The organism is Corynebacterium pseudopelargi, assembly GCF_003814005.1.
In the GTDB taxonomy this organism is placed as follows: domain Bacteria; phylum Actinomycetota; class Actinomycetes; order Mycobacteriales; family Mycobacteriaceae; genus Corynebacterium; species Corynebacterium pseudopelargi.
Genome location: NZ_CP033898.1, coordinates 2,043,039 through 2,056,940 on the forward strand (window position 1 = coordinate 2,043,039; position 13,902 = coordinate 2,056,940).

Annotated in this window: 17 protein-coding genes; 7 read left to right on the forward strand and 10 right to left on the reverse strand. The window is 57.7% G+C overall.

The window, feature by feature from the left end; all coding sequences use genetic code 11:
• Nucleotides 1-16 precede the first annotated feature (16 nt).
• Nucleotides 17-322 (reverse strand): 30S ribosomal protein S10, encoded by a 306-nt coding sequence (rpsJ, locus tag CPPEL_RS09570; RefSeq protein WP_003854291.1) that lies wholly within the window; start codon nt 320-322, stop codon nt 17-19.
• 796 nt (nt 323-1,118) lie between these two features.
• Here rpsJ and CPPEL_RS09575 point away from each other — a divergent pair.
• From CPPEL_RS09575 to CPPEL_RS09600, 6 genes are all read left to right on the forward strand, one after another.
• On the forward strand, nt 1,119-1,577 hold the full coding sequence (locus tag CPPEL_RS09575; protein WP_123960920.1) for an Asp23/Gls24 family envelope stress response protein: 459 nt from the start codon (nt 1,119-1,121) through the stop codon (nt 1,575-1,577).
• A 5-nt stretch (nt 1,578-1,582) separates the two neighbouring features.
• Complete coding sequence (locus CPPEL_RS09580; RefSeq protein ID WP_123960921.1) at nt 1,583-1,912, forward strand: Asp23/Gls24 family envelope stress response protein; 330 nt, start codon at nt 1,583-1,585, stop codon at nt 1,910-1,912.
• Between the two features lie 131 nt (nt 1,913-2,043).
• Nucleotides 2,044-2,238, forward strand: a complete 195-nt coding sequence (locus tag CPPEL_RS09585; RefSeq protein WP_245990431.1) for a hypothetical protein — start codon at nt 2,044-2,046, stop codon at nt 2,236-2,238.
• Nucleotides 2,238-3,131 carry an Asp23/Gls24 family envelope stress response protein gene (locus CPPEL_RS09590; RefSeq protein WP_123960922.1) on the forward strand — a complete coding sequence of 298 codons (894 nt, stop codon included), beginning with the start codon at nt 2,238-2,240 and terminating at the stop codon, nt 3,129-3,131. Before CPPEL_RS09585 ends, CPPEL_RS09590 begins: the two co-directional genes overlap by 1 nt.
• Entirely contained in the window at nt 3,124-3,771 is a 648-nt protein-coding gene (locus tag CPPEL_RS09595) for a DUF6286 domain-containing protein (protein ID WP_123960923.1), read from the forward strand. Before CPPEL_RS09590 ends, CPPEL_RS09595 begins: the two co-directional genes overlap by 8 nt.
• Nucleotides 3,768-4,322 carry an Asp23/Gls24 family envelope stress response protein gene (locus CPPEL_RS09600; protein ID WP_123960924.1) on the forward strand — a complete coding sequence of 185 codons (555 nt, stop codon included), beginning with the start codon at nt 3,768-3,770 and terminating at the stop codon, nt 4,320-4,322. The genes CPPEL_RS09595 and CPPEL_RS09600 overlap by 4 nt, the downstream gene beginning before the upstream one ends.
• A 92-nt stretch (nt 4,323-4,414) precedes the next feature.
• On the opposite strand, the gene CPPEL_RS09605 is transcribed toward CPPEL_RS09600, so the two are convergent.
• The 7 genes from CPPEL_RS09605 to CPPEL_RS09635 form a co-directional block, all read right to left on the reverse strand.
• Nucleotides 4,415-4,966, reverse strand: coding sequence for a DUF421 domain-containing protein (locus CPPEL_RS09605; protein ID WP_123960925.1), 552 nt, complete (start codon nt 4,964-4,966; stop codon nt 4,415-4,417).
• Nucleotides 4,967-5,007: 41 nt separating this feature from the next.
• Entirely contained in the window at nt 5,008-5,604 is a 597-nt protein-coding gene (locus CPPEL_RS09610; RefSeq protein ID WP_123960926.1) for a hypothetical protein, read from the reverse strand.
• Nucleotides 5,605-5,684: 80 nt separating this feature from the next.
• Entirely contained in the window at nt 5,685-6,875 is a 1,191-nt protein-coding gene (gene tuf, locus CPPEL_RS09615) for an elongation factor Tu (RefSeq protein WP_123960927.1), read from the reverse strand.
• A 311-nt stretch (nt 6,876-7,186) separates the two neighbouring features.
• The gene (gene fusA, locus CPPEL_RS09620) at nt 7,187-9,310 is read right to left on the reverse strand and encodes an elongation factor G (RefSeq protein WP_123960928.1); all 2,124 of its coding nucleotides are present in this window, start codon (nt 9,308-9,310) and stop codon (nt 7,187-7,189) included.
• A 214-nt stretch (nt 9,311-9,524) separates the two neighbouring features.
• Complete coding sequence (gene rpsG, locus CPPEL_RS09625) at nt 9,525-9,992, reverse strand: 30S ribosomal protein S7 (RefSeq protein WP_123935314.1); 468 nt, start codon at nt 9,990-9,992, stop codon at nt 9,525-9,527.
• 3 nt (nt 9,993-9,995) lie between these two features.
• Complete coding sequence (gene rpsL / locus CPPEL_RS09630; protein WP_025251882.1) at nt 9,996-10,367, reverse strand: 30S ribosomal protein S12; 372 nt, start codon at nt 10,365-10,367, stop codon at nt 9,996-9,998.
• A 320-nt stretch (nt 10,368-10,687) separates the two neighbouring features.
• A complete protein-coding gene (locus CPPEL_RS09635) occupies nt 10,688-11,170 on the reverse strand; it encodes a hypothetical protein (protein WP_123960929.1) in 483 nt (160 codons plus the stop codon).
• Nucleotides 11,171-11,428: 258 nt separating this feature from the next.
• Here CPPEL_RS09635 and CPPEL_RS09640 point away from each other — a divergent pair, with 258 nt between their 5' ends.
• Nucleotides 11,429-12,208 carry a TrmH family RNA methyltransferase gene (locus tag CPPEL_RS09640; protein ID WP_123960930.1) on the forward strand — a complete coding sequence of 260 codons (780 nt, stop codon included), beginning with the start codon at nt 11,429-11,431 and terminating at the stop codon, nt 12,206-12,208.
• On the opposite strand, the gene CPPEL_RS09645 is transcribed toward CPPEL_RS09640, so the two are convergent.
• Nucleotides 12,205-12,942 carry an ABC-2 transporter permease gene (locus tag CPPEL_RS09645; protein WP_123960931.1) on the reverse strand — a complete coding sequence of 246 codons (738 nt, stop codon included), beginning with the start codon at nt 12,940-12,942 and terminating at the stop codon, nt 12,205-12,207. The genes CPPEL_RS09640 and CPPEL_RS09645 overlap by 4 nt on opposite strands.
• A gap of 3 nt (nt 12,943-12,945) precedes the next feature.
• Nucleotides 12,946-13,869, reverse strand: a complete 924-nt coding sequence (locus CPPEL_RS09650; RefSeq protein WP_123961305.1) for an ABC transporter ATP-binding protein — start codon at nt 13,867-13,869, stop codon at nt 12,946-12,948.
• Nucleotides 13,870-13,902 lie beyond the last annotated feature (33 nt).

Sequence of the window (13,902 nt, forward strand, 5' to 3'; positions counted from 1 at the left end):
CCAAAAATTTCGTCGATCACTGAATGTTCACGTCGACGCTGGCCGGAAGGTCGATGCGCATGAGAGCGTCAACCGTCTTCGGCGTCGGGTCGAGGATATCGATCAGGCGCTTGTGAGTGCGCATCTCGAAGTGTTCGCGAGAATCCTTGTACTTGTGGGGAGAACGAATAACGGCGTACACGTTCTTTTCGGTGGGCAACGGCACCGGGCCAACAACACGTGCACCCGTGCGGGTGACGGTCTCGACGATCTTGCGTGCAGACGCATCGATCGCCTCGTGGTCGTAGGCCTTGAGCCGAATGCGGATCTTTTGTCCCGCCACGGTTACCTCTTCCTCGCTTGTCCCACATCACTGAATGGATTGGTGGGAATCGCTTCATTCATCTCTATAACGTTGTCCGGACCTTTGGGGCCTGGGCGCAACGCCAGTTCTTACTTGACTGTCGTTTAAGACTTGCCGGCAACTTCGCTTCGGGGCGTTGCAAATCAACTGCCACACACTTCGAAGATGCACTCCAAGTGAGGAAGGGTCTCAACGTTAAAAACGCTCAAGAGCCCTAGCCAACTGCCGCTGTTTATTTGCCATGCCCCTTCGAGGTTCCGGCCCTCAAGAAAAACGTGCTTTGCACTTCATTCCTCAAGGATCCTTACCTGATTCACTCATCTACATGAGCTTCACAGCGAAGGTGTCATGTTTGCCTTGCCATCAACTACGCAAAGGTAGCCGTTGTCAAAGCAACCCCAGTATTAAAACACGCCACCACGGGATATGCAAGTGCGAACTGGCAAAATCTTTTTCTTGGCTCTTCACCCCACCCCGATCCGATCCATCCCGGCACTTGCAGCGCCTCAAGCGCCCTGACTTCTTTGCAGCCTTATATATAGGTGTAACTAAAACACGCAGATCCCCGTGTTGGCTCTGCAATACGCGAGGATGCCCCGTAATTCCATAACGTTTTGTGCATTATTCGACACGGTTCGGGCGCGGTTGTGTATCAAATCGGCAACAATCCCGTTCTAGATGCGAAGTCTTGCATGAAAGTCCCTATGATGGTGGCAAGCAATTCGCTTACACATCCGCTCTCCTGCGGATGTGTGCCTATATAGAAGGAGAAAACATGGCTGAGAACAAGGAAGCCCAGGACAACAACGTCGCAGAAGACAACGGCCACGGCCGCACCATCATTGATGATCAGGTAGTTGGCAAGATCGCCGGCGTTGCTGCCCGCGAAGTTTCTGGCGTTCACGCCCTCGGCGGCGGCGCTGCTCGCGCACTGGGTGCCCTTCGCGATTCCATCCCCGGCACCAACACCAACCTGCAGCAGGGCGTAGACGTTGAGGTTGGCGAGCGTCAGGCTGCCGTCGACGTTTCCATCGTTGCCGAGTATGGCGTTGCTATCCACCAGCTTGCCGACGCAATCCGCGAGAACATCTCCTCTGCCATCGAGCGCATGACCGGCCTTGAGGTTACCGAGGTTAACGTGACCGTTCACGACGTTCACTTCGAGTTCGAAGATGAAAACGAGGACGAGAACAACGAAGAAGAGCAGAAGCAGCTCCCGAGCCGCGTTCAGTAATAACAATGCCGACTCTTTCACTCGATAAAGCACAAGCGCTTGTCGAGGCCGTGGTGGCCATCCCCGGCGTGCATTCCATGCACTCGGGGCGCTTCGGCGAGGTTGCACTGCTCTACCCAAAGCAGCGCGTCCAGGGTTTACGTTTTCAAAGCGTGAACGAGGAATCTTTTGAAGTAGATATCGTTGCCGAATTCGGCGCCGAAAATCTCTACGACCTTGCCGAGGAAGTTCGCGCCACCGCTGCGCAGACCCTCAAATCAGATGGGTTAGACATGCCGGTATCGGTAGTAATCGCCGATATCGCCACTGAACAACAAGCAGAAGAACAAGAGTAATTCGACTGCTTCGGCGCGGGGTTTGCTGTCTCACATGTTCAGCCAAGCCCCGCGCTTTTGCGCAGCAACACGGTGCCTCGACTAGGCCCACTTAGACTTTCTTATTCAACGAAAACACCTGAAGGACCATCATGATGTCCAATAAAACCTTTCTCGGCGCTCTTCTGGGCGTAGTGATTGCCGTAGCCCTGTTGCAATGGGGCCTGAGCGGCTTGCTACTCATCGTCGTGCTCGCTGCCATCGGCGGCCTGGCCGGCGCACAGCTCGAAGGCCGCATCGATCTGAATAAGGGCCTCGAAGGCTTCCGTAACGGAGGGCGCGGTTAATGCCGTCTTCGACCCTAACCATTGACGAGCGTGCGCTCACCACCATCGCCAAAGCGGCGGTGCTCTCGGTACGCGGCACCTCGGCGGTAAGCAAGGTTGCTGGCCGCGACCTGCCTCGGGTTGATGTGCGTCTAGATGCAGAACGTAAGACGGCAAACGTAGAGGCATTCATCGCCGCTACGTGGCCAAGCCCCGTCACCGACCTCACCGGTGTGGTGCGCGAGGCTATCCGCGAGTGGCTGGAAACCTATGCCGGCGTGGAGGCATTGCGCGTCAACGTCGTCGTAAGCGAGCTCGTGCGTGGCCAGCGCCTGAGCACCTTGCAGGCGCCCACTCCCCCATCGCTGTTCCACCCCAAGGCCATCGAACGTGAAGCCATCGAGCCGCGCGTACACCACGTGGTAGCCGAGGCCAAAGAGCCCCGAGTGCATCACCGCATCCAAGATGTGCAAGAACCCAGGGTGCGCCGCGGCATCACCGAGCCTGTGCAGCCAAAGGTGCGCCGTGGCATTGCCGAGCCGATCCGCCCGCGCGTGGATGCTCGCAACACCTCCAAGGTGATTGAACCTCGCGTAGATGCCGTGAACACCTCGCGCGTGATCGAGCCGAAGATCAATCAACGCAATACCGCCCGGGTCATTGAGCCGAAGATCAACTCGGTACTCGATGGTCTGCCGGAGCCGAAGGTCGAGGATTATCGCGTCAAGCAACACGACCTCAACCCGGTGGTAGCACCTGGCGTGCCGGAAGTGAAGATCTCCAGGCCCAAGGAGCAGCCGCTGAAAAAGGCTGAGGCGCCAGCAGCCTTCGAGCTTGCCCCCATTCGCGTGATCCCCGTGGATCTCAAACGCGGTTTTGCTGATCGCACATCGGAAGGAGCACGCCGTGGCTGATCAACACCTCGAAGCAAACACTGAAACCTTGCCGGTGGTCAGCGATAACGAGGCCAAGGCCAACACCGAAGTGGCACCCCGCACTGAGCACCAGGTTCAGGATCAAGGACCGAAATACCTCAAGGGCAGCCCCGCTGTTCGCGTGCTGATGATCCTGTTCTCGCTGCTGCTGATCGCTCTTGCAGTGATCTGCGGGCGCGAGCTTTGGTGGGTGCGCCAGGAAGGCAATGGCGACCAGGCGTGGATTCGTCCGCTGCTGGATTGGATTGCCAACCTTGGACAGCAAGACTGGTTCTTCCCCGTCGGCATCGCCATTGGTGTGCTCGGCGTGGTGCTGCTGATCCTTTCGCTCAAGCCAGCACCGCCGAAGTACATCGCCTCCGATGCGGGCGCCAACACTCGCCTGTACCTGCGCCCCATCGACATTGCTCGTCGTAGCACTGCCGTGGCTGAGCGCGTCACCGGCGTTTATGATGCCCAAACCACCGTGAACCATAAGGCCACCAAGATCACCGTCAATGTGATCGGCAATGATGACCCGAGCTTGGCTGCGCGCGTGGAAGATGAAGTTCGTGCGCACGTCGACAAGCTGGCATCCAAGCCAAAGGTTCGCGTGGTGCTCGGAAAGGAAGAAGAATGAAACGTTCAACCGTAGCCTTCGGGCGCATCTTCACCTTCCTCTTGGCTGCAGTCCTCATCGCCATCTCGGTGTGGGCCATCGCCTCGCACTACGATGTGCGCGAAGCAGAGCAAGTCAGCGAGGCAGCAAGCTTTGATAGCTGGAACCAGCTCTACGAGCAGCCCTGGTACAACTACCTGCTCTTCGGGCTCACGGTGCTGTTTGCCGTGCTTGGTTTGTGGATTCTGATTGCCAACCTGCGCCTCAACCGCGTGGGCCGTGTCAACGTCGAGCGCAAGGGTAAAACCCGCTCGGCTGTGGCCTTGGATCAGATCGCGGATATGACCGCCGAGGTGCTCGAACAGACCCCCGGTGTGGTGCAATCCAAAGGCACTGCCATTGATAACAAGCGCGAACGCATCATTCGGATCACCACCACGGTGGACCCGCAAGCCAGTACCGATGTGATCGAGGCAGCTCACCAACAGGCCGAAGAAGATATTCGCGTCGCACTTCCTAACTTTGATGTGCGCACCGAATACCGCCTGCACGTGCAGTCGGTCGAAGACTAAACACACACAAAAAACACCACCGCCTCTTCATGTTGGCGGTGGTGTTTTGCTATGCGCAGGCGCCTTATCAGCGCACAAAGGCCAAGAAGCGTCTAGGGGTAGAGGGCCTCGACTCCAGCTACGCCCTTGAGCAGCTCCGGGTCAATCGGTGTGCCCGTTCGAATCACGGTGAGCTCGCCGGTGGGCTCAAGGATCATGCATTGCACCTGCGACATGGTGGGGATGCCGGCTTTGCGCACAGCAAAGCGGATGTCATTGCGGTTCATGTGGCTTTTTCGCAGTTGCTTTTCCACCACTTTGCCGTGCGCCACCACGATTCTGGCTCGCCCATCAAGCGCCTGGCGAATACCCGATACCGAGCGTATGGTGCCAAAGGCTGCTTCAAGGCCCATCAGCGTAATCAAACCCACGATGCCCGCGGCAAGGGTGGGCGGGTGCCCCACGATCACACGCCCGGCCACGGCACCGAACATGACAATCACCACGGCGTCAAAGGCAGTCATGCGGGCCAGCACGCGAGGGCCAAAGAGGTGCACTAATCCAAGAAACGTGATGTAGACAACGAGACCGGCAAGCACCACCACGGGGATGCGCTTGAGCTCGATTGTCATCTGTTCAACGACGAGCCTTTTGAACTCTTCCATGCTGGTTTAGCTTAGTGCCCCAGGTGCTTTCACCCGATTTCCTACCCCAGATCGAAGGTCTGCACCACTTCCCCATAGTCCACCCCGCCCAAGATGAGCGACTGCCCTGGCGTAGCATCGAGCGTGGTGCGCAGCTTTTCGACGCCCACCGCTCGTCTTTGCTGGCGCCATAGTTGGACGTGTTGCCCGCGGCCAATGGCAATCACATCTTCACATACCGCTGCTTGTTCTTCTGCTGTACCAACCCTGATGTTTTGGATCGTGCCGTAGTTGTGCACATGAAATTCTGCATCCGCCAGCAACAGCGGGCCGCCCACTTGGGCGCTTGCGACGTGCTCATAGCGCCAGTGCACAGGTTGTGCCCCTTTGCGCATGAGTAGTGCGTGTTGGCCGCGTATGGCTACATAAAACTTGTCGGTGTGTACCAGCAGCGTTTGATCGGGATGGAGGGGTTCTGGCAGTGCCCCGAGCACTTCAGCCTGGATGCTGTGACAGGCTTGCAGGAATTCTTCATCGCTTGCCCCAGGGCCTCCATGCCGGTTGGCGATTTGTGTGAGCACATCGCTAATGCCTAGGTCTGGTTGGGCGCGCCATATAGCCGCGAGGGCTTCGATAATGCGTTGCTGATGCTTGCTCACGCTATGTGATCTTATCGAGTGCATAAGAGAAGCACCCAAGCCTGATGCTTGGGTGCTTCTACTACGTTGCGTAGCGTGCGTTACTTGATGATCTTGGTAACGCGGCCGGCGCCAACGGTACGGGAGCCTTCGCGGATAGCGAAGCGCAGGCCCTCGTCCATAGCAACAGGCTGGATCAGGGTGACGGACATGTCGACGTTGTCGCCAGGCATAACCATCTCGGTGCCCTCAGGAAGCTTCACAACACCGGTAACGTCGGTGGTGCGGAAGTAGAACTGAGGACGGTAGTTGTCGAAGAACGGGGTGTGGCGGCCGCCCTCGTCCTTGGACAGAACGTAGACGGAGCCCTCGAACTCGGTGTGAGGGGTGTAAGCGCCCGGCTTGATTACAACCTGGCCACGCTCAACATCTTCGCGCTTGAGGCCACGAAGCAGCAGACCACAGTTGTCGCCAGCCTCGGTGTAGTCGAGGAGCTTACGGAACATCTCGATACCGGTAACGGTGGTCTTGGTGGACTTCTCGCGGATACCGATGATCTCGACTTCTTCGTTCACGTTCAAGGAGCCACGCTCAACACGACCGGTAACCACGGTGCCGCGGCCGGTAATGGTGAAGATGTCCTCGATAGGCATGAGGAAGGGCTTGTCGGTCTCGCGCTCGGGATCCGGGATGGAGTCGTCGCAAGCCTGCATGAGCTCGACGATGGACTGGGTCCACTTCTCGTCGCCCTCAAGAGCCTTCAGAGCGGAGATGTGAACGATCGGAGCGTCCTCATCGTAGTCCTGCTCAGCGAGCAGCTCGCGGATTTCCATCTCGACGAGCTCGATGATTTCCTCATCGTCAACCATGTCGCACTTGTTCAGAGCAACGAGGATGTAAGGCACGCCCACCTGGCGAGCGAGCAGCACGTGCTCGCGGGTCTGAGGCATGGGGCCGTCGGTAGCAGCAACCACGAGGATTGCGCCGTCCATCTGAGCGGCACCGGTAATCATGTTCTTGATGTAGTCAGCGTGGCCGGGGGCGTCCACGTGTGCGTAGTGGCGCTTCTCGGTCTGGTACTCCACGTGGGAGATGTTGATGGTGATGCCACGCTCTTTTTCTTCCGGCGCCTTATCGATGGCGTCGAAAGCGAAAGCCTGGTTCAGGTCCGGGTAGGTGTCAGCCAGAACCTTGGTAATAGCAGCGGTAGTGGTGGTCTTGCCGTGGTCGACGTGACCGATAGTACCGATGTTAACGTGCGGCTTAGTACGCTCGAACTTAGCCTTTGCCACTATGTGTCCTCCTGGACTTCGTGGTGGCTACGATTCCGCAGCCACGGATTGACAGTTCCTGTACGTTCTGGCCACTAATTCGGCAGCCTGGCAGTACAGTGATTACAAATGTGCCAGTTACATGATCCTAGGTTGCACCGGGCTATTTTTCAAACCCGAGATACATTTCCAGGGATCTGCGATGAGGTAACGGCCAGTTCAAGGCTTTCACCTGCTGGGAAAGTCTTCAACCCGCCGCTACCGCACCAGCTTGGCACACAGTAGTTGGGGGTGGGGCGCAGGAATCTTGTTATCCCACGCCCCGGTGGGCATTAGGAGCCGTTGCGCTCAGCAACGATCTCGTCTGCCACGTTCTTCGGCACCTCAGCGTAGGAGTCGAAGATCATGGTGTAGTTGGCGCGGCCCTGGGTCTTGGAACGCAGGTCGCCAACGTAACCGAACATCTCGGACAGCGGCACCTTGGCCTTCACAACCTTGGCACCAGCGCGGTCTTCCATGGCAGACATTTCACCACGGCGAGAGTTGATATCGCCGATGACGTCACCCATGTAATCCTCGGGCGTAATAACCTCAACGGCCATCACGGGCTCGAGCAGCACAGGCTTTGCCTTAGCCACAGCTTCCTTCAGAGCCTGCGAACCTGCAAGCTTGAAGGCCATTTCCGAGGAGTCCACTTCGTGGTACGCACCATCAAGCACGGTGGCCTTGATGTTCACCAGCGGGTAGCCGGCGAGGTAACCGTACTGCATGGCGTCCTGGATACCAGCGTCCACGGAAGGAATGTATTCCTTGGGGATGCGGCCACCGGTAACGGCGTTTTCGAACTTGTAGATGGCGGACTCGCCCTCTTCCAAGGTCTCCACGTCGGGAGCATAAGGCTCCAGGGAGATGATGACCTTTGCAAACTGGCCGGAACCACCGGTCTGCTTCTTGTGGGTGTACTCGAGCTTCTCCACAGGCTTGCGGATGGTCTCGCGGTAAGCAACCTGCGGGTTACCAACGTTGGCTTCAACCTTGAACTCGCGCTTCATGCGGTCGACCAGCACGTCGAGGTGCAGCTCGCCCATGCCGCCGATCACGGTCTGGCCGGATTCCTCATCCAGCTCAACGGTGAAGGTCGGGTCCTCTTCGGCGAGCTTCTGAATAGCAACGCCGAGCTTCTCCTGGTCAGACTTGGTCTTCGGCTCGATGGAAACCTTGATCACAGGATCCGGGAAGTCCATGGACTCGAGGATGATCTGGTTGTTCTTATCGCAGAGGGTGTCACCAGTGGTGGTGTCCTTCAGGCCGATGAACGCGTAGATGTTACCTGCGCGAGCCTCGGAAACCGGGTTCTCCTTGTTGGCGTGCATCTGGAAGAGCTTGCCAATGCGCTCGTTCTTACCCTTGGTGGAGTTAGCCACCTGAGCACCGGGCTCAACCAGACCGGAGTACACGCGCACGAAGGTGAGCTTGCCAAAGAAGGGGTGTGCGGCGATCTTGAAGGCCAGTGCGGAGAAAGGCTCCTCAACGGAAGGCTTACGCACGAGTTCCTTGGTCTCATCGCCAACAGCGTGGCCGTGAACCTCGCCGATGTCCAGCGGGGTGGGCAGGTAGTCGATCACAGCGTCGAGGAGCGGCTGCACACCCTTGTTGCGGTAAGCGGTACCGCAAAGCACGGGGTACACCTCGGAGTTCACGGTCATCTTGCGGATGCCGGCTTTGAGCTCTTCGATGGTGAGTTCTTCGCCACCGAAGTACTTCTCCATGAGCTCTTCATCGGACTCAGCAACGGTCTCGACGAGCTGCTCGCGGTACTGCTCAGCCTTTTCCTTCAGATCAGCAGGGATCTCTTCGATGGTGGGTTCAGCACCAGTCTCAACCTTGCCGCGCCAGGTGATGGCCTTCATCTCGAGCAGGTCTACAACGCCGTCGAAGTCATCTTCAGCACCGATAGGAAGCTGCATTACCAACGGCTTAGCGCCGAGGCGGTCGATGATGGTTTGCACGGTGTAGTAGAAGTCTGCACCCAGCTTGTCCATCTTGTTAACGAAGCAGATACGAGGAACGTCGTACTTTGCAGCCTGACGCCAAACCTGCTCGGACTGAGGCTCAACGCCTTCCTTGCCGTCGAACACGGCAACGGCACCATCGAGCACGCGCAGCGAGCGCTCCACCTCAACGGTGAAGTCCACGTGGCCGGGGGTGTCGATGATGTTGATCTGGTTGCCCTCCCAGAAACAGGTCACGGCAGCAGACGTAATGGTGATGCCGCGTTCCTTTTCCTGCTCCATCCAGTCAGTGGTGGACTGACCATCGTGGGTCTCGCCAACCTTGCGGTTGATACCGGTGTAGAAGAGGATGCGCTCGGTGGTCGTGGTCTTACCGGCATCGATGTGAGCCATGATGCCGATGTTGCGGACCTTGTTCAGATCCTTAAGCACTTCTTGTGCCACGTTATTCCCTAACTTGTGTAGCGGAAGCCGAAGATTCTTCGGCTCACACGGATAGTGTTTCTTCTCAATGCTGCCAGGTTTGTTGGACTTTTGCCCGACGAACCTCGAAATTTACAGCCTTGAATAGCGCTGGAGCCCAGCCGATGCACGGCAAAATGCCACCACTGGGGTGTTCGCCGCGATCGGTTGGGCTCGAAAACGCATGGGACGCGAATTACCAGCGGTAGTGGGCGAAGGCGCGGTTTGCCTCTGCCATCTTGTGGGTATCCTCGCGGCGCTTCACGGAAGCACCGAGGCCGTTGGCAGCATCGAGGATCTCGTTGGCAAGACGCTCAACCATGGTGTTCTCGCGACGCTGACGGGTGAAGTTCACCAACCAACGCAGTGCCAAGGTGTTGGCACGGGCGGGGCGAACGTCAACGGGCACCTGGTAGGTGGCGCCACCGACGCGGCGGGAACGAACCTCAAGGTCGGGCTTGATGTTGCCGAGAGCCTTTTCAAGGGTCAGAACCGGATCGGTGCCGGTCTTTTCCTTGCAGATGTCCAGTGCACCATAAACGATGCGCTGAGCGGTGGACTTCTTGCCGTCGAGAAGCACCTTGTTCACGAGCTGGGTAACAACCTCAGAGCCGTAGACCGGGTCCTTGATTACAGGACGCTTGGGAGCTGCATTCTTACGCATTGTTTACTTCTCCTTCTTTGCGCCGTAACGGGAACGGGCCTGCTTACGATCCTTCACACCCTGCGTGTCGAGTGCACCGCGGATGATCTTGTAACGAACACCGGGGAGGTCCTTCACACGACCACCACGAACGAGCACCATGGAGTGCTCCTGGAGGTTGTGACCCTCACCGGGGATATAAGCAGAAACCTCGATGCCGGAGGTCAGGCGAACACGCGCAACCTTACGCAGAGCGGAGTTCGGCTTCTTCGGGGTGGTGGTGTACACACGGGTGCACACACCACGACGCTGAGGCGAGCCCTTGAGAGCCGCGGTCTTGACCTTAGCGGTCTTATCGTGGCGACCCTTGCGGACCAGCTGTTGAATAGTAGGCATAAACCATCCTTCTAAAACGGGCCGGCCCTCCGCAGACAGCTACTTGGGTACCCGGTGGGGCGATAGTGCTGGAGCTACGAAGAACGAACGAGGCATAGACACCAATGCCTTTGGCGTCAGCCGACCGTATGACTTGTAGAGATTCTGTGGTCAAAAGCCACAGAGCCAAAGATTCAACATACCGGAGCAGCCGAAACGAGTCAACGCGAAAAAGAAGATGGCCTCAAAAAAGCCCCGAGCCTTTTCACCTCAGCCTTAATCTGTGGCCACAGAAGGAGCCAAGCACTGCCGGGCTAGCATCACCTGTCTAGCTAGCCTGTCTAGCTTGCTTGGCTCTCCTGAGATGCTTGGCGCTCATGCCAATCGGGCAGATCTACCACCAGAGCAATTTCCCCATCAGGCTCAACCACGCGCACACGAGGGCCTTCAATATGAATACGGTGTGCACCGGCATCTACCTGGTAGGAACCGGGGCCAATTTCATGGGCGGGCTTGCGCAGGATGCCGTTGGCCACATAGGCCTGATATAACAGCCCCTCGGGGGTGGCGCAGATAGAAACGAAATCGTGCCCGTTGGTGCCGGCGTAGGCGTATTCCCCCTGGCAGCGAGTTACGGAATTGACCAGGTGCCCCCAAGCAGCCCCGCCTTCGTGGCTATGGTCTTGCAGGTTAGCCACCGAGGTGCTCTGGGCTTTTTCTTCGATGCCATCTGTGCCAACGCTGCCGGTACGGACGTTTTCTGCGGCGTTGGTATCGAGTTTTTCTGCAAAAAAGTAGGCGCTAGCTACACAAATACCAAGCACAGTAAGCAGCAGTGGAAGCAGTGCAACGAAATAGGACCGAGGCCGAGTTGAGGCTCTCGAGCACTCCTGCTGCAACGTACTGCGCTCCTTGCTTGCTTGTCTGACGAACACTCCAAGGATAGCGCCAACCAAATTCAAATACACATTCAGCCCGTGTGAATAGTCCAGTTCGAACACCTGGCACACACCCGCTTATCCCCCTATACCTGCGCATTGTCTAGCGCACGCGCATGCGAAAGCTCCGGTAGGATTTTCGCCATGATTGAATCACTGCTCGATGCTCAAGCCCGCGAAATCTCCGCCGTGATTGACGGCGAGGTTCCAGGACGCTTCATCATTGACGACGAAGAAAATATCGAGCAAGCACTGCTCCACGGTCTAAGCATCCACACCGTGTTCTGCGTAGGCGATCGCACGCCCGAAGAATCGCTAGCCCAGCTACTCAAGCAGCAGCATATTGAGGTCACCGGCATTGCCGTTCATGTGGCAAAGAAGCTCTTCGGCAGCGATAAGCGCCCCAGGCTTTTCGCGCTTGCAGATACTCCCCCGGCCAGCACACTTGATAAGGCGCTGGAGCACAAAGGCGATGTGGTGGTGCTCGATGGGGTGCGCCTGCCGGGCAATATTGGCGCGATTATCCGAACTGCCGCAGGTTTAGGCGCAGCCGCTGTGGTGTTAGTGGATTCCGGTTTAGACGATGCGCTTGATCGACGCCTCGTGCGCGCCAGCCGCGGGTTGGTCTTTGCCCTTCCGGTGGTATTAAGCACCAGGGAAGATGTTCTGGGTGCGCTTGACGCCCTAGAGATTCCGCTGGTGAGCCTGGCTGCCGATGCCAGTGAGCCGCTGGCACAGATTGCTCAGCTTGAAGGGCGCATTGCCCTTGTGATGGGCAGTGAAAGAAAAGGCGTGTCCACGCAATTGCATGAACACGCCAAGCACCGCTATGCCATTGCGATGCGTGAGGGCGTAGAAAGTCTGAATGTTTCCGTTGCTACCGGCATCGCCTTATATACCCACGGCGGGCAGGAACTGGCTTAACGCACGTCGCGCTTATTCGACCACAATGCCAGGGCGATCATCAGCGCCAGCCACACCAGCATCACGATGGCATTGAACCAATCGGGTTGGTACTGGCCTACCTCGAAGCCACGAGCTTCGCCATTATCCACACCGAATTGCCCGGCGCGCATGGTGGGGCTAATCAGCATCAGGTACTTCACAAACTCGAACTTCATTGACGCCACGTACAGGAGGTTATCCACCACCAGCGCCAGGGCAAGGGGGATGCTTACACCGGCTGCGGTGCTGCGGGTGAGCATGGCAAAGCCCATACCCAGGTTCAGCATGGTCAGGGTTTTCAGTGCTGCGGTGCCGAAACTCTCCCAGCCTTCTGTTTGGAAGTGCAGATCAGGCATGATCGTGGCGATGATCGCGCTGAGGGCAACAACTACCACAAGCCCGAGGAAGGCGAAGAGGTTCATCCAGAACATGCGGGCAAAGATCCAGGAGCCGCGGCTGGGTTGAGTGAGCATGGCTTGAGCATGGAGCTTGAAGTTCAGGTCGCGGCCAATGGCTGCACCAAAGTAGGTCATGATCAGCGCGAAGAGCATGTCGGCTACTAGGGCACCGCTAATGCTTATGTCTTGGGTTTCAGTGCCCACAAAGCCTTGCACCAGCACCGGGATCTGCATGAGCAGGATGGCGATGGCAAAGGTGATCCACGTAGAACGCAGCGTGAGCAGCTTGGTCAGTTCGGACTTTAAAACGTTCATGACTTATTTGCTCCTATATTCTTGCTCGTTCATTGTGGCTTGAAGGAAACGTTCTTCCAGCCCAGCGCTACGCGAACTCAGCCCGGTAATGAGCACCTGGTGTTCCAGGGCGAGGCGGGCAATGCGCTCCCTGGCCTGCTGCTCATCGCCTTCTACCGGCACGCTAAAGCCACCTTCGATCGCCTGAGGTGCAAAGCCTTGGTGTTCTAGCAGCGCACCAAATTCTTGTTGTGGGGTTTGCACCTCCACCAGGGCATCGCCAAGGAACTCGTCCATGTCATATTCGCCAATGAGCTTGCCGCGGCCGATGATCACCAAGCGGTCTGCCGTTTGCTGCATCTCTGCCAAAAGGTGCGAGGACACCAGCACCGATTTGCCCTCAGATGCGAAGTAGCGGATGGTTTGGCGCATCCAGCTCACGCCTTCAGGGTCAAGGCCGTTGACGGGTTCGTCGAAAAGCAAATGCTGAGGATCTCCAAGCAAGGCCGCAGCCACGCCCAGGCGTTGGCGCATACCGAGGGAGTAGCCGCCGACTTTTGCTTTGGCTTTCGAGCTCAAGCCCACCAGGTCGAGGCACTCGTCTACCCGCGAATCGGGAATGCCTGCACCTTGAGCCAGCATGCGCAGGTGGTTTCTTGCGCTGCGCTTTGGGTCTACCCAGGAGGCATCGAGCAATGCGCCTACTAATTGGGCCTTGTGTTTGCAGGCTTGCACGGGGCCTTCGAAGCTGCCGTGACGCACCGTGACCTTGCCGCTGCTTGGGGCATCGAGCCCTAGCATGCAACGCATGGTGGTGGACTTACCGGAACCATTTGGGCCGAGAAAGCCGGTGACTACGCCATCAGGTACATGGAAGCTCAAGTCCTGCACGGCAGTGTGATTGCCATAACGCTTAGTTAATCCCTCTACGGTGAACATGACTACCATCATGCACGGCTTGGTCGTCTGGGGCATCCGACC

Coding starts and splice junctions, on each gene's coding strand:
- CPPEL_RS09575 (WP_123960920.1), top strand. CDS start 1,119: ATGGCTGAGAACAAGGAAGCCCAGGACAACAACGTCGCAGAAGACAAC.
- CPPEL_RS09580 (WP_123960921.1), top strand. CDS start 1,583: ATGCCGACTCTTTCACTCGATAAAGCACAAGCGCTTGTCGAGGCCGTG.
- CPPEL_RS09585 (WP_245990431.1), top strand. CDS start 2,044: ATGATGTCCAATAAAACCTTTCTCGGCGCTCTTCTGGGCGTAGTGATT.
- CPPEL_RS09590 (WP_123960922.1), top strand. CDS start 2,238: ATGCCGTCTTCGACCCTAACCATTGACGAGCGTGCGCTCACCACCATC.
- CPPEL_RS09600 (WP_123960924.1), top strand. CDS start 3,768: ATGAAACGTTCAACCGTAGCCTTCGGGCGCATCTTCACCTTCCTCTTG.
- CPPEL_RS09605 (WP_123960925.1), bottom strand. CDS start 4,966: ATGGAAGAGTTCAAAAGGCTCGTCGTTGAACAGATGACAATCGAGCTC.
- rpsG (WP_123935314.1), bottom strand. CDS start 9,992: ATGCGTAAGAATGCAGCTCCCAAGCGTCCTGTAATCAAGGACCCGGTC.
- rpsL (WP_025251882.1), bottom strand. CDS start 10,367: ATGCCTACTATTCAACAGCTGGTCCGCAAGGGTCGCCACGATAAGACC.
- CPPEL_RS09640 (WP_123960930.1), top strand. CDS start 11,429: ATGATTGAATCACTGCTCGATGCTCAAGCCCGCGAAATCTCCGCCGTG.
- CPPEL_RS09645 (WP_123960931.1), bottom strand. CDS start 12,942: ATGAACGTTTTAAAGTCCGAACTGACCAAGCTGCTCACGCTGCGTTCT.
- CPPEL_RS09650 (WP_123961305.1), bottom strand. CDS start 13,869: ATGGTAGTCATGTTCACCGTAGAGGGATTAACTAAGCGTTATGGCAAT.